Annotated in this window: 16 protein-coding genes; 2 read left to right on the top strand and 14 right to left on the bottom strand. The window is 55.0% G+C overall.

Going from position 1 to position 17,699, the window contains the following annotated elements:
* Positions 1 to 167: 167 nt before the first annotated feature.
* From PMYSY11_RS15080 to PMYSY11_RS15115, 8 genes are all read right to left on the bottom strand, one after another.
* Positions 168 to 1,109 (bottom strand): hypothetical protein, encoded by a 942-nt coding sequence (locus tag PMYSY11_RS15080; protein ID WP_150547313.1) that lies wholly within the window; start codon positions 1,107 to 1,109, stop codon positions 168 to 170.
* Positions 1,106 to 4,303 carry a toxin VasX gene (locus PMYSY11_RS15085; protein ID WP_150547314.1) on the bottom strand — a complete coding sequence of 1,066 codons (3,198 nt, stop codon included), beginning with the start codon at positions 4,301 to 4,303 and terminating at the stop codon, positions 1,106 to 1,108. Before PMYSY11_RS15085 ends, PMYSY11_RS15080 begins: the two co-directional genes overlap by 4 nt.
* Entirely contained in the window at positions 4,300 to 5,202 is a 903-nt protein-coding gene (locus PMYSY11_RS15090; protein ID WP_150547315.1) for a DUF4123 domain-containing protein, read from the bottom strand. The genes PMYSY11_RS15085 and PMYSY11_RS15090 overlap by 4 nt, the downstream gene beginning before the upstream one ends.
* Positions 5,189 to 7,237, bottom strand: coding sequence for a type VI secretion system Vgr family protein (locus PMYSY11_RS15095; RefSeq protein WP_150547316.1), 2,049 nt, complete (start codon positions 7,235 to 7,237; stop codon positions 5,189 to 5,191). Before PMYSY11_RS15095 ends, PMYSY11_RS15090 begins: the two co-directional genes overlap by 14 nt.
* A gap of 127 nt (positions 7,238 to 7,364) precedes the next feature.
* Positions 7,365 to 7,883, bottom strand: a complete 519-nt coding sequence (locus PMYSY11_RS15100) for an Hcp family type VI secretion system effector (protein WP_069899344.1) — start codon at positions 7,881 to 7,883, stop codon at positions 7,365 to 7,367.
* Between the two features lie 427 nt (positions 7,884 to 8,310).
* The gene (locus tag PMYSY11_RS15105) at positions 8,311 to 8,583 is read right to left on the bottom strand and encodes a hypothetical protein (protein ID WP_150547317.1); all 273 of its coding nucleotides are present in this window, start codon (positions 8,581 to 8,583) and stop codon (positions 8,311 to 8,313) included.
* Between the two features lie 221 nt (positions 8,584 to 8,804).
* Complete coding sequence (locus PMYSY11_RS15110) at positions 8,805 to 10,022, bottom strand: argininosuccinate synthase (protein ID WP_069899346.1); 1,218 nt, start codon at positions 10,020 to 10,022, stop codon at positions 8,805 to 8,807.
* A 130-nt stretch (positions 10,023 to 10,152) separates the two neighbouring features.
* Positions 10,153 to 11,073: a flagellar protein MotY gene (locus PMYSY11_RS15115; protein ID WP_172970621.1), complete on the bottom strand. Its 921-nt coding sequence runs from the start codon at positions 11,071 to 11,073 to the stop codon at positions 10,153 to 10,155.
* 241 nt (positions 11,074 to 11,314) lie between these two features.
* Here PMYSY11_RS15115 and pyrC point away from each other — a divergent pair, with 241 nt between their 5' ends.
* Together pyrC and rnt are read left to right on the top strand one after the other, a co-directional pair.
* Complete coding sequence (gene pyrC / locus PMYSY11_RS15120; protein WP_069899347.1) at positions 11,315 to 12,361, top strand: dihydroorotase; 1,047 nt, start codon at positions 11,315 to 11,317, stop codon at positions 12,359 to 12,361.
* On the top strand, positions 12,358 to 13,032 hold the full coding sequence (gene rnt, locus PMYSY11_RS15125; RefSeq protein ID WP_069899348.1) for a ribonuclease T: 675 nt from the start codon (positions 12,358 to 12,360) through the stop codon (positions 13,030 to 13,032). Before pyrC ends, rnt begins: the two co-directional genes overlap by 4 nt.
* 142 nt (positions 13,033 to 13,174) lie before the next feature.
* Here rnt and PMYSY11_RS15130 read toward each other — a convergent pair whose 3' ends face one another.
* From PMYSY11_RS15130 to PMYSY11_RS15155, 6 genes are all read right to left on the bottom strand, one after another.
* On the bottom strand, positions 13,175 to 13,486 hold the full coding sequence (locus tag PMYSY11_RS15130) for a hypothetical protein (protein ID WP_150547318.1): 312 nt from the start codon (positions 13,484 to 13,486) through the stop codon (positions 13,175 to 13,177).
* A 106-nt stretch (positions 13,487 to 13,592) separates the two neighbouring features.
* Positions 13,593 to 13,988, bottom strand: coding sequence for a hypothetical protein (locus PMYSY11_RS15135; RefSeq protein ID WP_150547319.1), 396 nt, complete (start codon positions 13,986 to 13,988; stop codon positions 13,593 to 13,595).
* Between the two features lie 602 nt (positions 13,989 to 14,590).
* Positions 14,591 to 15,805 (bottom strand): tyrosine-type recombinase/integrase, encoded by a 1,215-nt coding sequence (locus PMYSY11_RS15140; RefSeq protein ID WP_172970622.1) that lies wholly within the window; start codon positions 15,803 to 15,805, stop codon positions 14,591 to 14,593.
* A gap of 305 nt (positions 15,806 to 16,110) precedes the next feature.
* Entirely contained in the window at positions 16,111 to 16,542 is a 432-nt protein-coding gene (locus PMYSY11_RS15145; protein ID WP_197737956.1) for a hypothetical protein, read from the bottom strand.
* A gap of 331 nt (positions 16,543 to 16,873) precedes the next feature.
* The gene (locus tag PMYSY11_RS15150) at positions 16,874 to 17,110 is read right to left on the bottom strand and encodes a helix-turn-helix transcriptional regulator (protein ID WP_150547321.1); all 237 of its coding nucleotides are present in this window, start codon (positions 17,108 to 17,110) and stop codon (positions 16,874 to 16,876) included.
* A 91-nt stretch (positions 17,111 to 17,201) separates the two neighbouring features.
* On the bottom strand, positions 17,202 to 17,699 hold the full coding sequence (locus PMYSY11_RS15155) for a hypothetical protein (protein WP_204881714.1): 498 nt from the start codon (positions 17,697 to 17,699) through the stop codon (positions 17,202 to 17,204).

The raw sequence follows: 17,699 nt of genomic DNA on the forward strand, positions 1-17,699 counted from the left end.
ATCGGTTTGTGGCCTTTGGCACTGTACATATTGTGAGCCCACACGGCTAAGCTGACCACCCTCACAAGCCTGTTGTGAATACTGCCGGCAAGTGCACCGCCAATAGAAGCGGAGGATCATCATTAAGCTTCGGTATCTGGAGCGTCTAATCGAGGCAGCCTTCCCGACTAAGCAAGCGACGCTAGTTCAGCCTCGCGCTGAAGGATGGCCTGCTCCAACTCAAGGGAGCGCTTGCCCCATTGTTCAGGGGGTAGCGGTTTGGACCATTCGATAACTTCAGGGGCGGTTAGATCGGGGATGTGCTTGAGTTTTTTCTGAGTTATCCAGTATGCACCCATAGGGTTGAACACTGGAAACATGCAACCAACCTCCCAAACCACCGTTAGGAACAGGCCTATTTTCTGGCGAGAGACTTCAAATTCGCGGCAGAAAATTTGCCAAAGACTAAGACCGCAAATGTTTTCAAGCGCCTGCGGTACAACGTCCGGCCCTACTTCCATAAAGCTGCGTATACACTCCCATTGCGCCATCGATGAAATCCCGCCGCCGGGATTAACCATCAATACCCAGCCCTCTACATCTGGCCCATAAGCTTCATGCTCTAAACCTTCAAGCGGAAACCATAAGAGCAAGCTACCGTGCTGGCTAGCACCGCCGGTGTTCAAGTTAGTTACACTGGGTGCGATGGCATGCACTTTTTCCCACGGCACAAACCAATAACTGCCATCGGATTTGGTAATACAAACTTCCCTGCGTTGCCGGTTAAAGCGAATGGGCGGAATAAGTGGCTTGCGCCATTGTTTGATGAAAAAGTACCAGAGGGTGCCCATCAGACCACCGCCCATAAAGGCCAAACATATGAGACTCAGCCAAATCTTCCCTGTTAAAGCCATCCAAGTACAAATCGATAAAACGAGCACTGAACCCATGTGCAAAGTAAGCCATCCAGCCCCCATTGCGAAACTTCCAATATCTAAGAACACCTGATTCTTGCGCCAAATGATATTCATCAAATCGCTGGCAGGCTGGCCTGTGGGGATGGGTAAAGGCGCAAGATGCTCTTGCTTCCACAGAAAACCTTGCTTTATATCGCCGGCCTGCTCGGTCATGAAGCATCCTTGGGTCTAAGCTTTTCAGGGTTGACGAGTTGGCTTTTAAAACGGTCGATAACTAAAGGGCCATCATTGGTCTTGTGCTCGGTGACTGCGCTGCCATTAATGATGTAGCGCATGCCCATACCTCCACCTATTACCAGTTTTTCGGGTTCTGTTGAGAGTGCGCCGGTTTGTAGTGCCAGTGGGCTATGGTAGAGCACTTGAACCTGCCAATAGCGAGTATTCAGGCACTCAGGCAATTTGCCACTTAGGCTTAGGCCCATGCCATTGTGGTATGGCATCCACTCACTGTTGAGCTTTTCCAGCCATTGCAGGGTACAGTCAGTTGCCGAGCCGCGATCATTGACTGCAACCAAACACAGATAGAGCTGGGTGCGTTCAGGTTCTGCACCGGGTAACAGTATTTGCAGGTCGTCGGTTTCGCTGCCAAGCACAATGCTATTGCCGCCTCCCCCCAGTTGACGGCTGGTTATATGACCGTCGGCAATCACTTTAGGCTTGAAAAGCAGATTCACTAGGGTTTGTAACTCTGCACTTTGCTGCTCAGGACTGTTTCCCCAGCGCCGCTGATTGCCCCAGCAGCATTGCTCAAGGAATAATTGCAGTTCGCTGTCCTTAAAATAGTTCCAAGCTAAATATAAGCCTTCAACGATGAGGAGCAGCCACCCTACAGGGGAAAGGCGAAGGGTGAACCATGCTATGGCATCTTTAGTTAGCCACTCACCGATGAGAACCATATAGGTTGCATAACCGCCGAGTCCTGTTTGTGCCGTCATCAGGGCCATCACTGCGCTGTCGTGGCTTAAACGAGCCCAGTGATCATCTGTCCAGTAAGCGCCTTCTTTATACATTTCTGCTGATAATGTGGCCAATTCCGTAATACTGGCAAATGTCGCTAATACACCTGTAGTGAAACCAAATAAGGTAATAATTGGAGCTTTCATGCCAAATTTACTTATTTCAACCTGTCCCGTAGCCTCCCATGCTGAGCCTATTACTGCTGATAATGCCGCCCCGACTTTAAAGTTTTCTGCCGCATGCTCAAGTCCACGTACATCATCATTCTCACGTCCCTGATCTCGTTTATTAATCGACGCCACATTACTCACGTGCAGCAACAAAGCCGCCAACGGTAACAAGCCTCCAAACTTATTCAGGCTTTTAATTTGATTGGCTACGGGCGTTAAGCCCTTTTGCAGTTGCTTGCCCGCATACTGGCTCCAGTCCCACAGCTTTTGTCCGGTACTTCCGCTTAAGTGAAAGCCCAGTGAGCCCGCTTTAAAAACAGTGTCTGAGCCTAAGCGCAGTATCAGCAACATGCCGCGCAGGGATGGTGGAAAGCGCTGAATCAGGTTTGATGAAGAGCCTGCCCCTGTGAGGTTTTCGGCTTGTAGCGCAGTGAATGCTGCGGATAGTCGCGATACGGCTTGGCTCCAGTCAGTGCCGTTGGGGCCACCAAGGCCGCTCAGCCAGGTCAGCTTTCCAGCAGCAACCAGGCTGCTGAGTAATTTGCCAACGGCCTCCTGTGTGGGACTTTCCAGCGCCGCTTGAACATTCACCGCCCGGTCAGCGAGATCCATGAGTGAGGGGCTAAAACCTGAGCTGAGCATGCTCAATGGCTGATTGACTGAAGGGGCGCGCAATAAATTCATGGCCAGCTGTGTGCCGGGCCCAGTGCTGCATAACTCACTTAAGGTATTGAGCGACAGCTCGCTGAGCCACGTGCAATGCTCTTCGCTGTCGAAGTCGGCATACCACAGGGTTGGCCCGTGGCGGTCGAGATAGGCTTCAGTATCGGCGAGTAACACGCTACGTCGATCGACTAACCGCTGTTGGTGCGGCTCCGCAGTTTGGCTGATCCATTTTTGCATACCGACCAGATCAACCCGCTCACTGACTTGCGCGCCGCTTCTGGCGTCGGTCATGTTAGTCGCTTTGGTTGTCACGTAGTTCATGATTACCAGCTGCACCTGATTTTGCAGGTCAGCTGGAATAAATGCTCGAACCGGGGCCATCACTATTTCTTGTTCTTGCTTTATCTCAGCAAGACGCGCGTCCGCAGCGCTGTGGCCAAGCGCGCGGCGCATATCGCGATTAACTTGAGTCTCCTCGTCCATCAAGGCTTCAAGCTTGTGCCGCTGTTGCAATAAGGTTTCACCCTGCTCAGGCGTCAGTTCTAGATCACGCTCGCGGTATATGTAATTGAATTGATTGCTGAGTTCTGCGCCATCTTCGTTGATCAAGCTGTTGATGAAGCCTGCGACCATGCCTTTGAGAGCGTTGTTATGGTCCCATTCTTCTTCCGCGAGGTTTACGCTGACTTGTTCAAAGTTCAAGTCGCGCAGCACGCCTAGATCGTCATCGACCGCTGCAAACACTGGCCATAAATCTGCCGCTTGGCTTTTGGCCTGCTGCAGCCACGCATCAGTACCGGCGACATCCCACGGCACGACACTCCATTCACCGATGGGGTGTTCGCTGGCGTCGGGGTATTGGGCAGATGCTTCATCCAACTGCGCTTGCCATAGCATGGCGTCGGTATAAGGTTTGATGGTTTCGTACGATGGGTTGTCCATCATCTGTTTGCTGAGTTGATCAATCCCTGCTTTATGGGCGGCAGCATTTTTCTGCTGATCCTGCGCCATCGCTTGCTCGCGAACTTCGGGCATCAGCTCTGCAAGCAGTTTCTCGGCCTGGGTAAGTGGCGGGCAATGTTCGGTTTCAAGCTCGCGCGCCACGCGTGGCAAGGCAATTTTGCGCATGTGCGTTGAGCGCTGCTGCGGATCTTCCAGCTGCTGATACTGCTCGGCGCCGATGGGTCTCTCGGTATAGAGCAGCCAAGCGTCCTTATCTTTCTTAAGGCTAATGCCTGCATCGCTGCCGCTTGCCAGCTCGCTGTGTGGTGCGTCCAGACCTTGCAGTTGCAAGCGTCCATCGGCGGCAACGGCATAGCGTTTTAACGGGCCTTGAGCATGCCAAAGGTACAAGTAACCGACCCGTAAACGACGCAATGCCATTGGATGGCTTGCGGTCTTGGTTGCCGGGCTGAAGCAACTGTGTTGTGCTGGCTGCTCGGACAAAGCGTAACGTGCGGGCACGATAAAAACATCGGGCTGCCGTGCGGGGCATAAGCTGATGGGACTTTTGACGTCACGGGTACTTTTATCAGCGAGGCTTGGGCTGCTCATCGAACAACTCCTTGGGAAAGTTGTTCCGGGATGGGCAATAATTTCTGGGCCCGCAACTGGGCGATCTGAGCGGCAAACTCAATACGCTGGGAAGGGGTTCTACTGGAGGATTCAAGCACCAGCGCGGCAATATCGTGATGCTCCTGCAGCGCATTTTCACCCAGCAACGCATGGATTCTGGCGTACTGGGTGATGTCGAGCGCACTGCAGAACCCCTGAGCGTATGCCTGGGTGGCAAGGGTATGGATATGCTGCCAGCGTTGATCCAGCTCTAGATGTTCGGCATAGCCGGGAAAGCTTTGCAGCAGATAACTGTTAAGTTCGATCACACTCTGGCGAAAACTGACTGCTCCTAAGGCGTTAACTTGCTCATCAGTAAGCGTGTATGGCGTTGGTATTTTTAGGGTTACATGGCGTTGCAATCGGGTGTGAATACGCCACTGATTGCTGATGCGATCAGGCGTGACCATGGTGACGATCGGGCCTAAAAGATGGCTGCTACTTTCGAGCGTCAGCAAGGCGTCGATGGTGGCGGGGTCAGCGACGCGCAGGTACGCAGGTTGGCCGTTGACTTTAACGTGCAACAGCGCCCGCAAATGCGCCATTAGCTCGGCTTGCGAGGCGTCTGAAAAAATCAGATAGCCCCACTCTTGCTGAGCATTGCTCAGAAATTGGCGAAGCCCCGGATCATCAGGGCCAGACAAACGAATAAGGCACGGCGAGATATCCGCCAGTGGCTCCAGCGCGGTTGTACGGTAGAGCAATTCAAAGTCAGGGTTCTCGTACCATAGATAGATGCACTGCAACAGCTGCTCAACGCTCACCCCATCAATCAACAGGTACGTCGATAGTTGCCACGGCAAGTCGCTGCTCAGACCGGGCATTTCAACTCGCGCCATGGGTTGCCTCCTGCTCAGCCGCTTCGCAGGCTGCGCAAATCGATTGCTTTTTCAGCATTGTTTCTTTCTGTGCTGCAATTAGTACTTCGCCAGGCACATCGGTATCCGCCGGTAAAGCCAGCCCCGGCAATAGCGGTGCAGCGCCGGAGCCAATACCAGGACTACCGCCGCTATTGAGATACACATCGGGACTGACCAGCGTGAGGCCGCTGGGGTCTATCTTGATGAAGCTGCCGCCAACTTTGAGCGTTAGCTCGCTGCCGGCCTCAAGCACTATTTTCTGGCCGCTGGACAAGTGGATCTCTTGGCCGGCATCGACGAACTGCGAGTTGTCGATTTTTACGTGCTGGTTATTGGCGACAGTCAGGTGGTCATTGGCGCGCACCTCAACCTTGCGGTCCGCATGAGTGGTGCGGTGTTCTTCGGCTTTGAATGCGCTGTAACTGTTGGCGGTGACGGTGTCGTGGCGCTCGTTGTGCACGGTGATTTTCTGGTTGTGCTCAATCGCTTGATCCCAGTTGCGCTCGGCATGTATGAAAATCTGCTCTTGGCCGGTTTTGTCTTCGATGCGCAACTCGTTAAAGCCAGCCCCACCCGGCGAGCTAAGCGTTTTGAAAGTGCTCACGGTTTTGTTGGCGGGCAGCGGATAGGGCACGCTGTTTTCCTTGTGGTACAGGCAACCGCTTATCAGTGGCTGATCCGGATCGCCTTCCAGGAAACTAACCAACACCTCCATGCCGATTCGCGGAATGACAATGCCGCCGTATTTAGCCCCCGACCAACTGGATGAAACGCGCAGCCAGCAACTGCTTTTATCAGTAACGATGCCGGCGCGATCCCAATGAAAAACCACTTTGACCCGGCCGTATTCGTCGCAGTGAATCTCTTCCCCTTCGGGGCCGGTAACCACGGCACTTTGGCTGCCGAGAATGCGCGGCTTTTGATGAATTAGCGGCGGCCGATGAATCACCGCCCACGGCGTAGCCGTGAAGGTATTGCGATAGCCGTGGTCAAAATCATCTGGGCTATCGCCCGTGTCGCTGGTGACCGATTCTTCGAGTACTTGCGGCTGCTTGCCTTCGTGGCGCACCTCATTAATCAGCCACAAATCATTCCATTGGGCATTGGGATGATTGCTCAATGTGATGAAATGGCCACTGAGCAAACTCGGCTGATCACTGCGCCCATGAGCTACTGCATAGTCACTGCGGTGGCGCTCAAGGGCACGACTGGCCAGCAGGTTGCCGCGCGCCTGCTTAGTAAAGCGACCGGGATAATCGTAATCCTCAAGGTCGGGTAATACTTGGGATTGCGCGGCACCTTCAAGCGTGAGGCTGGGCTTTTCAAAGTCATAATCGCGGCGGGTAACGCGTGAGGAGCGAGTTTCCTGACGCAAGCTGAAACGCTTGATCACCGGGTTGTCTGCAACCATGCCTGCGTCTTGCTGATAGGCGATGGGCGCTAGCGTGGGGAAACCGACTTGATCGTCGCCAAAGGCCAGAATGTGACCCTGCGCGCTGTGCTGAAAGTGGTAGTGAATCCCCTCCTCTTCACACAAACGCTGGATGAAATGCAGATCTGTTTCATCGTACTGCACGCAATATTCACGCGGCGGATATGTTCCACCAAGCTGAAACTGGTAGGCCGTACTCAAGATGCCGTGGGCCTCGAGCACCTGTACGATAATTTGCTCAACCGTTAAGTGTTGGAAAATGCGCTGGTTAACACTGTGTTCGAGATAGGCCAGGTGTGGGCGCAGGGTAATTTCATAACGGGTTAACCGTTTACCCGCATCGCCCTGCGCCACACGGTACAACAGGCCGTGAATACCACTGCCGCCGGGTGACATCTGCAGGAACGCAGGCTTGTGCAGCAGGCTCTCAAGCTCAAGACTAGGCTGCTCACTGACCAGCTCAACATCGAAAGAATACGGCTGATTGAGCGCTTCGCGGCCGGTGAACCCCAGGACTTTGAAGTCGTGATCTAGCCCTTCGATGGCCAAGGTGAATGAGGCCTGATTGGCTGGCGCGAACATTCCATGTTCCTTATCTGATACGCGGTAATCCACAGCGGAAAAGCCCCATCCAGCCTAGTGCGTTCATTGCTGAACGCGGGCCAGATGAGGCGTAAGACTTTTCCGAAAACGCCTAATTACTTAGCGCCTAGGCGGCGACAGGCGTGCGCCAATCGTCCGAGCCCGAAGTGCCAGAGACTTCGTGGGTCCAGATGATTTTGCGGTAGGTGAAATAAACATCTTCAAGGTGGGTGAAATGCGACAGGCCCGGGTCCTGACAATTTGGCATGCGTGACTGGATATCCACCAGGATGGCGTCTTCCAGTTCAATGGTGAAGTAGTGCTCCTGAGTGCCGGCTGCCGAGGTGCGGTACCACTCAAGGCGGCACTTGTTGAGCTTCTCGCCCGAGGTGAGTGCACTGAACAGCAACGGTGAAGACTTATCGAACACTTTGGTAATCATCAGCGGCTTGTGCACCCGTTGGCCCGTCGGCTGACCGGATTGCGGGTCACGCGGGATAATCACCTGATGCTCAAAGGCCTCAACCAGAACCTGGTCTTCGTGGCCTTCTTGATAGATGTTGCCAACAGAGTCCTGAGTGAAGGTGCCAGCAGTAATCAAACCTTGCTTGGTGCCTTCGATGGAGAGATACGCGGGAGTAGGCATTAGTACATTCCTTGAACTAATAAAAAAGTGAACGTCGCCCGTTAAATTGGCTGACGTTGCCCACTTCAGTAACAAGAAATATGCCGTGCAATAAAAATATTATTCTAATCAGATGCTTACGATTGAACTGATAATTTACAGGCAGCTATCACGCCCGAAACCGGTGAAAAGCGCGCAAGTTGTTGCTCAACAGCATACGAAAAATTGCCATAGCAATCCGGCTCAGTCATAGGTGCTTTGGGATGTGTATCTCAGCTGCAAATGACTGCACGCAGTTAGAAACTTGCACAGTAGTGGATCTGCGCGATTAGCCGAACCTTGCCACGTTGAGCCCACATCAACCTGCCGATTAACGGCTACAGCTCAGCCTGCAGCAGTCATCGCCCGGCAGCTTTTGGAGAGACACTGCCGGGCGATATGCAGCGGTTTAGTTGATGGCTTTTTTCAGCGCTTTACGACCTGCGTCGTGTTTGGCGTCGCCGATATTGTCCTTGGCATCATCAACTGCGTCTTTCTTGTCATCCAGACCCATGGAGTCTGCGGCGGCCTCTTTCGCGTCACAGCGCCCGCCCACTCCAACGGTTGCCTTCATGGCAGCGCTTTTTGCGGCTTTCTCTGCCGTGCAATCCGGGTCAATCACGCCCGCCTGAGCGCTTAAGCAAACCAGACTCAAACTTGCTAACAGTAATACCTTACGCATTTTCGCTTCCTTTTCTGAGTGCATAGAAATACCGGAGATTTGGCGCTCGCAGCAAACCTGTCCGAGTTTTGAGTGTGGCTGGCAACCTTCGCCTTGGCCAGTCGAGCCGATTATTGGTGCCAATACAGGCAATGCATGCAGCGAAAATAACGGATTGAAGGCAATAAAAAACCCCGCACGATCAGAGCCGTGCGGGGCCAAAGGGACAAGCGACTAATAAATTAGATCAGCTTGCGGCCCTTGTTCGCTGCAATGCGCATGCGCAGTGCGTTGAGCTTGATGAAACCTGCTGCGTCCTGCTGGTTGTATGCACCGCCATCTTCTTCGAAGGTCGCGATGTTGGCATCAAACAGCGACTCGTCAGACTTACGGCCAACAATCACCACATTGCCTTTGTACAGCTTCATGCGGACCACGCCATTAACGTTAGCCTGCGAAGCATCAATCATCTGCTGCAGCATGGTGCGCTCTGGGCTCCACCAGAAACCGTTATAGATCAGGCTGGCGTACTTAGGCATCAACTCGTCTTTGAGGTGAGCGACTTCACGGTCCAGGGTGATCGACTCAATGGCGCGGTGGCCCTTGAGCATGATGGTGCCGCCCGGGGTCTCGTAGCAGCCACGCGACTTCATGCCGACGAAACGGTTCTCAACGATGTCGAGACGGCCGATACCGTGCTCACCACCAATGCGGTTCAGTTCAGCCAGCACAGTTGCCGGGGTCATTTCTTTACCGTCGATGGCGACGATATCGCCTTTGCGGTAGGTCAGTTCCAGATACTGTGGGGTGTCAGGCGCGTTCTCCGGGGAGACGGTCCAACGCCACATGTCTTCTTCGTGCTCGGTCCAGGTGTCTTCCAGCACGCCGCCTTCATAGGAGATGTGCAGCAGGTTAGCGTCCATCGAGTACGGCGATTTTTTCTTGCCGTGACGCTCGATTGGGATGGCATGCTTTTCAGCGTAATCCATCAGTTTTTCGCGGGACATCAAGTCCCACTCACGCCATGGTGCAATCACTTTAACGCCTGGCTTGAGTGCATAAGCGCCCAGCTCAAAACGCACCTGATCGTTGCCTTTACCGGTTGCGCCGTGGGAGATCGCATCGGCACCCGTCTCGTTGGCAATTTCGATCAGACGCTTGGCAATCAGCGGACGCGCGATCGAAGTACCCAGCAGGTATTCGCCTTCGTAAACGGTGTTAGCACGGAACATTGGGAACACGAAATCGCGCACAAATTCTTCGCGCAGATCGTCGATATAAATCTCTTTGACGCCCATGGCCTGGGCTTTAGCACGGGCAGGCTCGACTTCTTCTCCCTGGCCAAGATCTGCAGTGAAAGTCACCACTTCGCAGTTATACGTATCTTGCAGCCACTTGAGAATTACTGAAGTGTCCAGGCCACCAGAATAAGCCAGAACCACCTTGTTTACATCGGCCATGCCATCAACTCCACGGGGTTGTACGGAAAACCGCCTATTCTACTGGCCCTTAGCGTGAATTTACAGTGGCGCGACAGCTTCTGATCAACAAGCGACAATACCTTTCATCGGAGCGACCATCCGTCACAGCTCAGGAAGCGGTGGCCAATGCTTTGGTTTCGCTACTTTCAGCAGGTTTATCCGGGGTTTGCGGCAGGCGCTCAAGCTGGATCGCCACCCGGCGGTTTTTCGCCCGATTGGCATTATTGGTGTTCGGCACCAGCGGATAACGTTCACCGTGAAAGCGCATGGTCAGTTGATCGTCTGCTACGCCATGCGCCTTGAGATAGTTGACCACCGCCTCTGCGCGGCGTCTTGAGAGATCGCGATTGGTCAGGCGCGAACCACTGTTGTCGGCATGGCCCTCAATCAGCAGATGATTAATGCTCGGATCGGCCTTGAGGTAGGCCAGCAGTGCATCCAATCTGGCCTGGCCTGCGGGATCCAAATCCACGCCACCGCCGGGAAAACCGATGCGGCTCTGCTTGAGCTGATCAAAGTTTTCCGGCAGCAACTTGGCCGCGCAGTCCAGATATTTATCGTAGGCCTGGCTGAAGCGCACCGGCAGCAAACGCACTTCAAGCGACTCACCACCGCGCGCGCTGTAGCGCACCAGCGGGCTCCGCCCTTCGAGCAAACCTGCGAGCAGTCGCCCACTCTGATTGAACGATGCATTGAATGGCGTAGCCCCGCCAGTCGCTCGCACCGCCCCCAGATTAATATCGCCACGACCGGGCTGCCAGGGCGCGGCGGCGGCAATCAGGGTGGCCGAGCCAGCGCTCAGGCTATTTTGCGCCGAATGCAAGCGAAACACCGCGCGCTCACCCGCCCGGCGCACAAACTCGCCACTGCCGAAACCAGTCACCGGCTGGCTCAGGCGACACTCGAACTGATCACCACTGACTGTCCACTCGGCCTTTTCCAGGCGCGTTTGAAAACTCACGCCCCAGGCACTCGCGACGAGTGGCAGGTTGAGTAATAAACAGCAGAGAGCAAGTCGCGACCGAGGCACGTTAAGTTCCACAATGACAGACAAAGTTGCCTGTACTGTCGGCCCTGCAACGCAAAACTTTAAACCGCAAACGCTGGCAACTTTGGCCTCGTTAGCCGATAAAGCCATGAACATAGACGCTCAGATGGCTCTGAAATGTACTAAATACTGATCCATGTCGGCTTTAGTCGCCCGCCCTGCGTGCCCTGCATAGGCTTTTCCGGTAGCATTCGTGCCATGTTATACCCGCCTGGATACCTCCATGACTGACCGCCTTACTCTGCTGCGTCCTGACGACTGGCATATTCACCTGCGCGATGGCGCTGTGTTGAACCACACGGTGGCTGATGCCGCGCGTACGTTTGCCCGCGCCATCATCATGCCAAACCTGGTGCCGCCGGTGCGCAACACCGAGCAAGCCGACGCCTACCGTCAGCGCATTCTGGCTGCACGTCCGGCCGGTAGCCGCTTCGAGCCGCTGATGGTGCTGTACCTCACCGACCTGACCAGCCCTGCCGATGTGCGCGCGGCCAAGGCCAGTGGTTTTATCCATGCGGCCAAGCTGTATCCGGCTGGTGCCACGACTAACTCGGACTCTGGCGTGACCAGCGTCGACAAGATTTTCCCGACGCTCGAAGCCATGGCCGAGGTTGGCCTGCCGCTTCTGGTTCACGGTGAAGTGACGCGTGGTGAGATCGATGTCTTCGACCGCGAAAAAGTCTTTATTGATGAGCACCTGAGCCGCGTTGTCGAGCGCTTCCCGACACTTAAAGTGGTGTTCGAGCACATCACCACACGCGATGCAGTCGAGTTCGTCAAAGCCGCTCCGGCCAACGTTGGCGCGACCATCACCGCTCACCACCTGCTGTATAACCGCAACCACATGCTGGTTGGCGGGATTCGTCCGCACTTCTATTGCCTGCCGATTCTCAAGCGCAACGTACACCAGGAAGCCCTGCTGGACGCGGCCACGAGCGACAGCACCAAATTCTTCCTCGGCACGGATTCTGCGCCGCACACCCAGCAAGCCAAGGAAACCTCTTGTGGTTGCGCAGGCTGCTACACCGCCTATGCTGCAATCGAGTTGTATGCCGAGGCATTCGAGCAGCGCAACGCCCTACACAAACTTGAAGCATTCGCCAGCCAGAATGGCCCGGACTTCTACGGTTTACCGCGTAACACCGACACCATCACCCTGGTTCGCGAGCCTTGGCAAGCCCCTGCCACCTTGCCGCTGGGCGACAACAGCGTAATTCCCCTGCGAGCGGGCGAAACCCTTAACTGGCGCCTGCTGGAGGCAACCGAGTGAGTGAAGATCAGTACGACGACGAACAGGAAGACACCGGCCCAAGCGGCCCGCGTCACCCGATGGCGGCACGCTTTCGTGGTTACCTGCCGGTAGTGGTGGATGTTGAGACCGGTGGCTTCAATAGCGCCACCGACGCCTTGTTGGAGATTGCGGCGACCACCGTTGCAATGGACGAACAAGGCTTTCTCTATCCGGATCACACCCACTTTTTCCGGATTGAACCGTTCGAAGGCGCCAATATCGAACAGGCGGCGCTGGAGTTCACCGGCATCAAGCTCGATCATCCGCTGCGCATGGCAGTGACTGAAGAGCACGCGCTCACCGAGATCTTCCGTGGCCTGCGCAAGTCGCTGAAAGCCAACGGCTGCAAACGCGCCATTCTGGTAGGGCACAACAGCAGCTTCGACTTGGGCTTTCTCAACGCGGCCGTCGCGCGTACCGGTATCAAACGCAACCCGTTCCATCCGTTCTCAAGCTTCGACACTGCCACACTGGCCGGTCTGGCGTATGGCCAAACCGTATTGGCCAAAGCTTGTCAGGCAGCAGCAATCGAGTTTGACGGTCGCGAGGCGCACTCAGCGCGCTACGACACCGAAAAAACTGCCGAGCTGTTTTGCGGCATCGTCAATCGCTGGAAAGAAATGGGCGGTTGGATGGACTTCGACGACTAGTCTGAGGCTCTTACGCGTGCATAAAAAAACCGGCTTTGCGCCGGTTTTCTATAACCTATATACCACGTGATAAGCGGACCTCTAATTTAATTTCTATCCAACCCCACGCCCAGCCCCACATAATTAGGGCGCGTGGGGTTAGTCAGAACTGCGGCCCGATGCACTGGCCATTGAGCATGGATCCATAGCAACGAGCAACTGGTGCGCCCATAGTCGATCCATGGCAGACGCCATTTACCACAGCGCCGATGCATTGGCTGACGTCATAAACAGGCTGACCGTTCGGCGTCAGTCCTGGGGCTTGTTGATAGACCGACTGCCCGTTCGGCGCCAGCACTGGGGCTTGTTGATAGCTCTGGCTCTGGTAATAAGCGCGCGGAGCCGACGCCCAGCGAACAAAGTCAGAATTCAGCACACTTGCGCAGCCACTCAGCAGCGCCAGTGTCGTTAGCATCAGTAGTGTTCTCATTTGTGAAAGGCGCAGTCCGCCGCGCCGCCTCCGATTGTTTTGATACGTCCTACACCGCGGGAATCTCGCCTGCCTTCGATTCCCAGCATATTCAATGGCGGGTAGCGACGGGAGGCAGGCACTCCCCCCACACCTCGCCATCGATCTCCACCAGCTCGCCAATCGGCACTAACCGATCAGGAGTATACGAGCCAATTTTGCGGGGACTGGCTTCTGGATCCGCCGCGGTGACTATCACCATGTATGCAGGCGCCCCGGCGCGTATCAGGTCGATATGTTCTATGCGCTCCACGTATCCAACTTTCAACTCGCTAGCCTTGTGTAGCAGTTGCCGGAACCAACGCACGTCGATCTGCCGGCGCCGGTCTCGCCACACGCGCAGGAACACCGCCCCATCGCTTTCGCGGACTGCTCCCCACGAGTTGACGACATTACGCAATGGTGCGCCTAGGTTGACGAAGTGCTGAGAAATAGAGGGTTTAGCCATTTGAATGCGCTGCTCCGATAGCGTGGCTGGGATGTCAACCACCTGAAACGTCTCGGATTCTACCTGCCACCAATCGCCGCCCCAATACTTAACCTAGGTCGGACAGACCAGCGGCGAAAGAGGCGACAACCCGACCAGCAGGTGCTATCAGCCCAGATCAGAGCTCACGCCGAAAATCTGCACGCCTGACTCACCAGGATTTCTACCCTTATTTCCACCGCAGCCCATTGATTTCCTTGCAGTTATGACAACTGCAAAAATTGCAGACGCGGCAGCCGGCCCGGGTGGACAATATTTACCTCCATGCAAGCCATCGCGGCGAAGGCTTGAGAGCCCCGCCGCAGAGCGCTGTACCGCTGAAGCCAGAATTAGTCACCCTGGAGAATGCATCCCCTTCACTGCTACAACTCCTCAACACGCCACCGCCCCTTCTACCCCGCACTTCATAGCGCTGCCCAGCACCTTTACCCAGTGGCCAACGCCGCGATTAATCTACTTCCCAAACACCCCAAGAATACGCCCCTAAAAGCACCACTTTATGAGCGCAATCCGGCCACCCGCAGCGCGCCCATATAGAACGCCCCTCAGCGCCTAGTGCCCATTTAATCGAATCGAATAAACCACTCAAACCGCGATGACAGATCCAACCCTTGTGATCGTCCATTCCCTGCCCCGTGCCACCCCTCCAACGCCTCCCGCTTCTTCTGGGCCAGATCCGTCTGGATATATGTCGACGCCAGTCCAGGCGGCGCATGGTTAAGCAACAGCTCACCCACCAAATAATCTACCCCTTGCTCAGCCCACCCAGCACGCGCCAACTTGCGAAGGTCGTGACTCGACCACGCCCCACCACTCAGCATCTGTATAGCCTGCGCGGCCCCTTGTGCCGAAAGTGGTCGGCCACCGCCCCCAGGAAACAGGTAAACACTTCGTTTCTCCCCCCGCGTCTCCCGATACCGCCTCACAAGCGCCACCACCCCGGGCGTCAACGGTATCTCATGCTGCGTCCGCGTCTTGGTCAGATCAGCCGGGATCACCAACCAACCGGCGTCAAGATCAAAATCCACCCAGCGCGCTCGCCGCGTCTCACCAACCCGCGTCCCGTGCAACAACATCAGCAGCGCCAGCATGCAATCACGCGGCGCGGACGCGAAACGCTCCGCCAGCAGGCTGGCCACCGCACCGGCATCTTTGGGCAGTAACCTCGCTTCCTTAGGTCTGATCGGTCTCAACCCGAAGTCGGGAAACATCACGCCCTCCAGTGGATTGCGTGTCAGCAGTTCCAGTCGACGCGCAGCATGGATCGCCGCCAATAACATCCGGTAGCAATTACAGACGCTTGCCGGCTTCAACTTCGCCTGCATCGGCTGAATCAACAGCCGGTCCACGGTCGCCCGGTTCACTTCCGCAAGCGGCAACATGCCTAGGTGCGGGAGAAGCCACCTCCTGAACATCGACCGACAGACCGCCTTGCGCAGCTTAGAGAGTTCCGCGTTGTTCAGTTGACGCTCCAAATGCCAAGTCAGCAGATCGCCCACCGTGACAAACTCACCCATCAGACGCACAGTCTTACCTTCCAGTCCTAACGCTAGCTCATACCCCGGCAACGCCGAATGCATCGCCTTCCACTCTATTTGCGGCCAGTTACCGACCTTCCTCCATTTGCCGTCCTGACGCAGATCCCAACTGGCGTACCGTCGATCCCCTCGGAAGCGCAACCGTAATCCAGGATAGCGCCGGTCTCGCAGGTCACGCACAAAGTCATCCACCGCCGCTTCTCTGATGACCGTATCGCTGAACTCCACATACTCAGTCATGCCCATCGAACACCTCGCTTGCGAATGATCGCCCCCAGCCGCCGTCCCTTTACCTTGCCTAGCACACCACCACCCTGGCCAGGAAACAGGTAGCTAACCGAAGTCCAACCCACCATCGACACCGACCAGATGCACTTGCCCATCGGCTGAGCCCGTGAAAAAGTGCAAGCCCTCGACCCCGCAAGCGGGGCCCCACTCGGGCCAAGATCAAAGTCAACGATTTTCAATCGTCTTGGTAGATCAAGAGCAAGAGCGGGGGCGAGGGCTGAATCAGGTATCAGGTATCAGGTATCAGGTATCAGGTATCAGGTATCAGGTATCAGGGCGTTATCTAACGGTGGTTGAACGTGGGTTTTGTGTTTGTCTCCAGTTACGCAACCATTTTTCTTACGTTCATGAACTGTTAACTCCCCGTGCTTGTCTGGTAGCGTCCCGTCCTTTTCAGTGCCGTGTGGCCTCTGATGTTTTGCGAAGTTCAACACCTCAATCACCGACCAGCCCGCAACTGAATATCGCTCGATAAATCCCGCCTGCTCCAGCGCCGCAAGCCCCTGATCTACTTGGTAGTCATCACAAGGGAAAAGCTCCATTTTGATCCGCTTTGGACGATTCTCGATACGCCCCTCCCGGTCGGCTAGGCACCACAAACCAGCGAAAAGTAATCGGTCAAAGGCCGGGAGTTCGGCCAGCATCTCGTTTTTGAAGAATCCAGGCTTTATGTTGCGTGAACGAGCCATAACTCAGCCCCTCCCGTTACGGGGGTCTGAACCATGACAAAATCCAGCGCTGTGAAGATGCTTTGAAAACCAGCAAGCTGCTCCGTCCGGAAAGTACAAGTAGAAGCCACTATCGTGACCTGGCCGGTCGCCGTAAGCGTGGAATCGGTGAATCTTGCCGTCCTGTAAAGGTTCGCCATTAATCAGGCCGCACTGAGCCTGCATCTTATCTTTGATGCTCATATAAATTGCCCTCAATATTGTCGAAGGCCAGACAGGGTGAGACAATCAGCGTGCCATCACTGCTTTGATCAATGACAGGCACAGCCGGACGCCCTCACGTCCGGCTTTTTCATGCGCGGGTGCTACTAACTCTGCTTTTGCTTACCTGCTCGTGTAACCAAGCGTCAATTTCATGCTCCAGCCATCCGACCGCAGCGGCACCACCGGAACCCAAGCGAATTGGCTTCGGGAAAGTACCTTGTTGCATATGCAGATAGATTGTTGAGCGACCAAGCCCAATACGCTTTTCGACTTCAGGTCGGCGCAGAATCCTGATGGGGGAAGTATCGATTGTTGCAGTGTTCATGTTCGCTCCTCACGAATAAGAGCGCTCCATATTGTTGGAACGCCATGAACACCAATACTATTGCTCGGAATTGTAGTGGTCGTGTGCGTAATTATGGCGCTAAGTATTTACGCGCAAACTCGACTGGGGTGACTCCTTGCGCATCACACGCATCGCGCACTAAGGCTTGCACTTTGTGATCAGACTGACGGTGATACTCATCACGCAATCGACTGGCCCCACTAGAAGGCCCTAGAAAGCTTTTCCAAGGCTCCTGCTCCGCAAGAAATGCGGCTGCGTTAGTGACCGAGAGGCCGGTTTCTTCAACACACAATACAAGCATGGCTCTTGTGTAATCGTCCCATTTTTTTTGTCTGCCAGACCTCTCACCTAACTTCATTCCAGGTACGTGATCTGTTGCTAAGCCCCATGCCAGGCCCTCCCAATCTCCGACCTCAAATCCATACAAGTCAAACAGTAATCCCATCCGTTGTTTTTTTTCGGCAAAGACTTTCCGGCGCCACGACTCCTTTAATTCGTCAGAAGCCAAAGGGCCCAATCTTTCTGGCTGATAAGGCTTCGCCAGGTCGCCAGTATATTTTCTGCTCAA

It is taken from the genome of Pseudomonas marincola, assembly GCF_900682675.2.
GTDB lineage: Bacteria > Pseudomonadota > Gammaproteobacteria > Pseudomonadales > Pseudomonadaceae > Aquipseudomonas > Aquipseudomonas marincola.

Bases quoted from the DNA above. Each gene is read 5' to 3' on its own strand.
- PMYSY11_RS15085 (WP_150547314.1), bottom strand. From the start codon at position 4,303: ATGAGCAGCCCAAGCCTCGCTGATAAAAGTACCCGTGACGTCAAAAGT.
- PMYSY11_RS15080 (WP_150547313.1), bottom strand. From the start codon at position 1,109: ATGACCGAGCAGGCCGGCGATATAAAGCAAGGTTTTCTGTGGAAGCAA.
- PMYSY11_RS15105 (WP_150547317.1), bottom strand. From the start codon at position 8,583: ATGCGTAAGGTATTACTGTTAGCAAGTTTGAGTCTGGTTTGCTTAAGC.
- PMYSY11_RS15140 (WP_172970622.1), bottom strand. From the start codon at position 15,805: ATGACTGAGTATGTGGAGTTCAGCGATACGGTCATCAGAGAAGCGGCG.
- PMYSY11_RS15090 (WP_150547315.1), bottom strand. From the start codon at position 5,202: ATGGCGCGAGTTGAAATGCCCGGTCTGAGCAGCGACTTGCCGTGGCAA.
- PMYSY11_RS15110 (WP_069899346.1), bottom strand. From the start codon at position 10,022: ATGGCCGATGTAAACAAGGTGGTTCTGGCTTATTCTGGTGGCCTGGAC.
- PMYSY11_RS15135 (WP_150547319.1), bottom strand. From the start codon at position 13,988: ATGGCTAAACCCTCTATTTCTCAGCACTTCGTCAACCTAGGCGCACCA.
- PMYSY11_RS15150 (WP_150547321.1), bottom strand. From the start codon at position 17,110: ATGAACACTGCAACAATCGATACTTCCCCCATCAGGATTCTGCGCCGA.
- PMYSY11_RS15145 (WP_197737956.1), bottom strand. From the start codon at position 16,542: ATGGCTCGTTCACGCAACATAAAGCCTGGATTCTTCAAAAACGAGATG.
- pyrC (WP_069899347.1), top strand. From the start codon at position 11,315: ATGACTGACCGCCTTACTCTGCTGCGTCCTGACGACTGGCATATTCAC.
- PMYSY11_RS15095 (WP_150547316.1), bottom strand. From the start codon at position 7,237: ATGTTCGCGCCAGCCAATCAGGCCTCATTCACCTTGGCCATCGAAGGG.
- PMYSY11_RS15130 (WP_150547318.1), bottom strand. From the start codon at position 13,486: ATGCTAACGACACTGGCGCTGCTGAGTGGCTGCGCAAGTGTGCTGAAT.
- PMYSY11_RS15100 (WP_069899344.1), bottom strand. From the start codon at position 7,883: ATGCCTACTCCCGCGTATCTCTCCATCGAAGGCACCAAGCAAGGTTTG.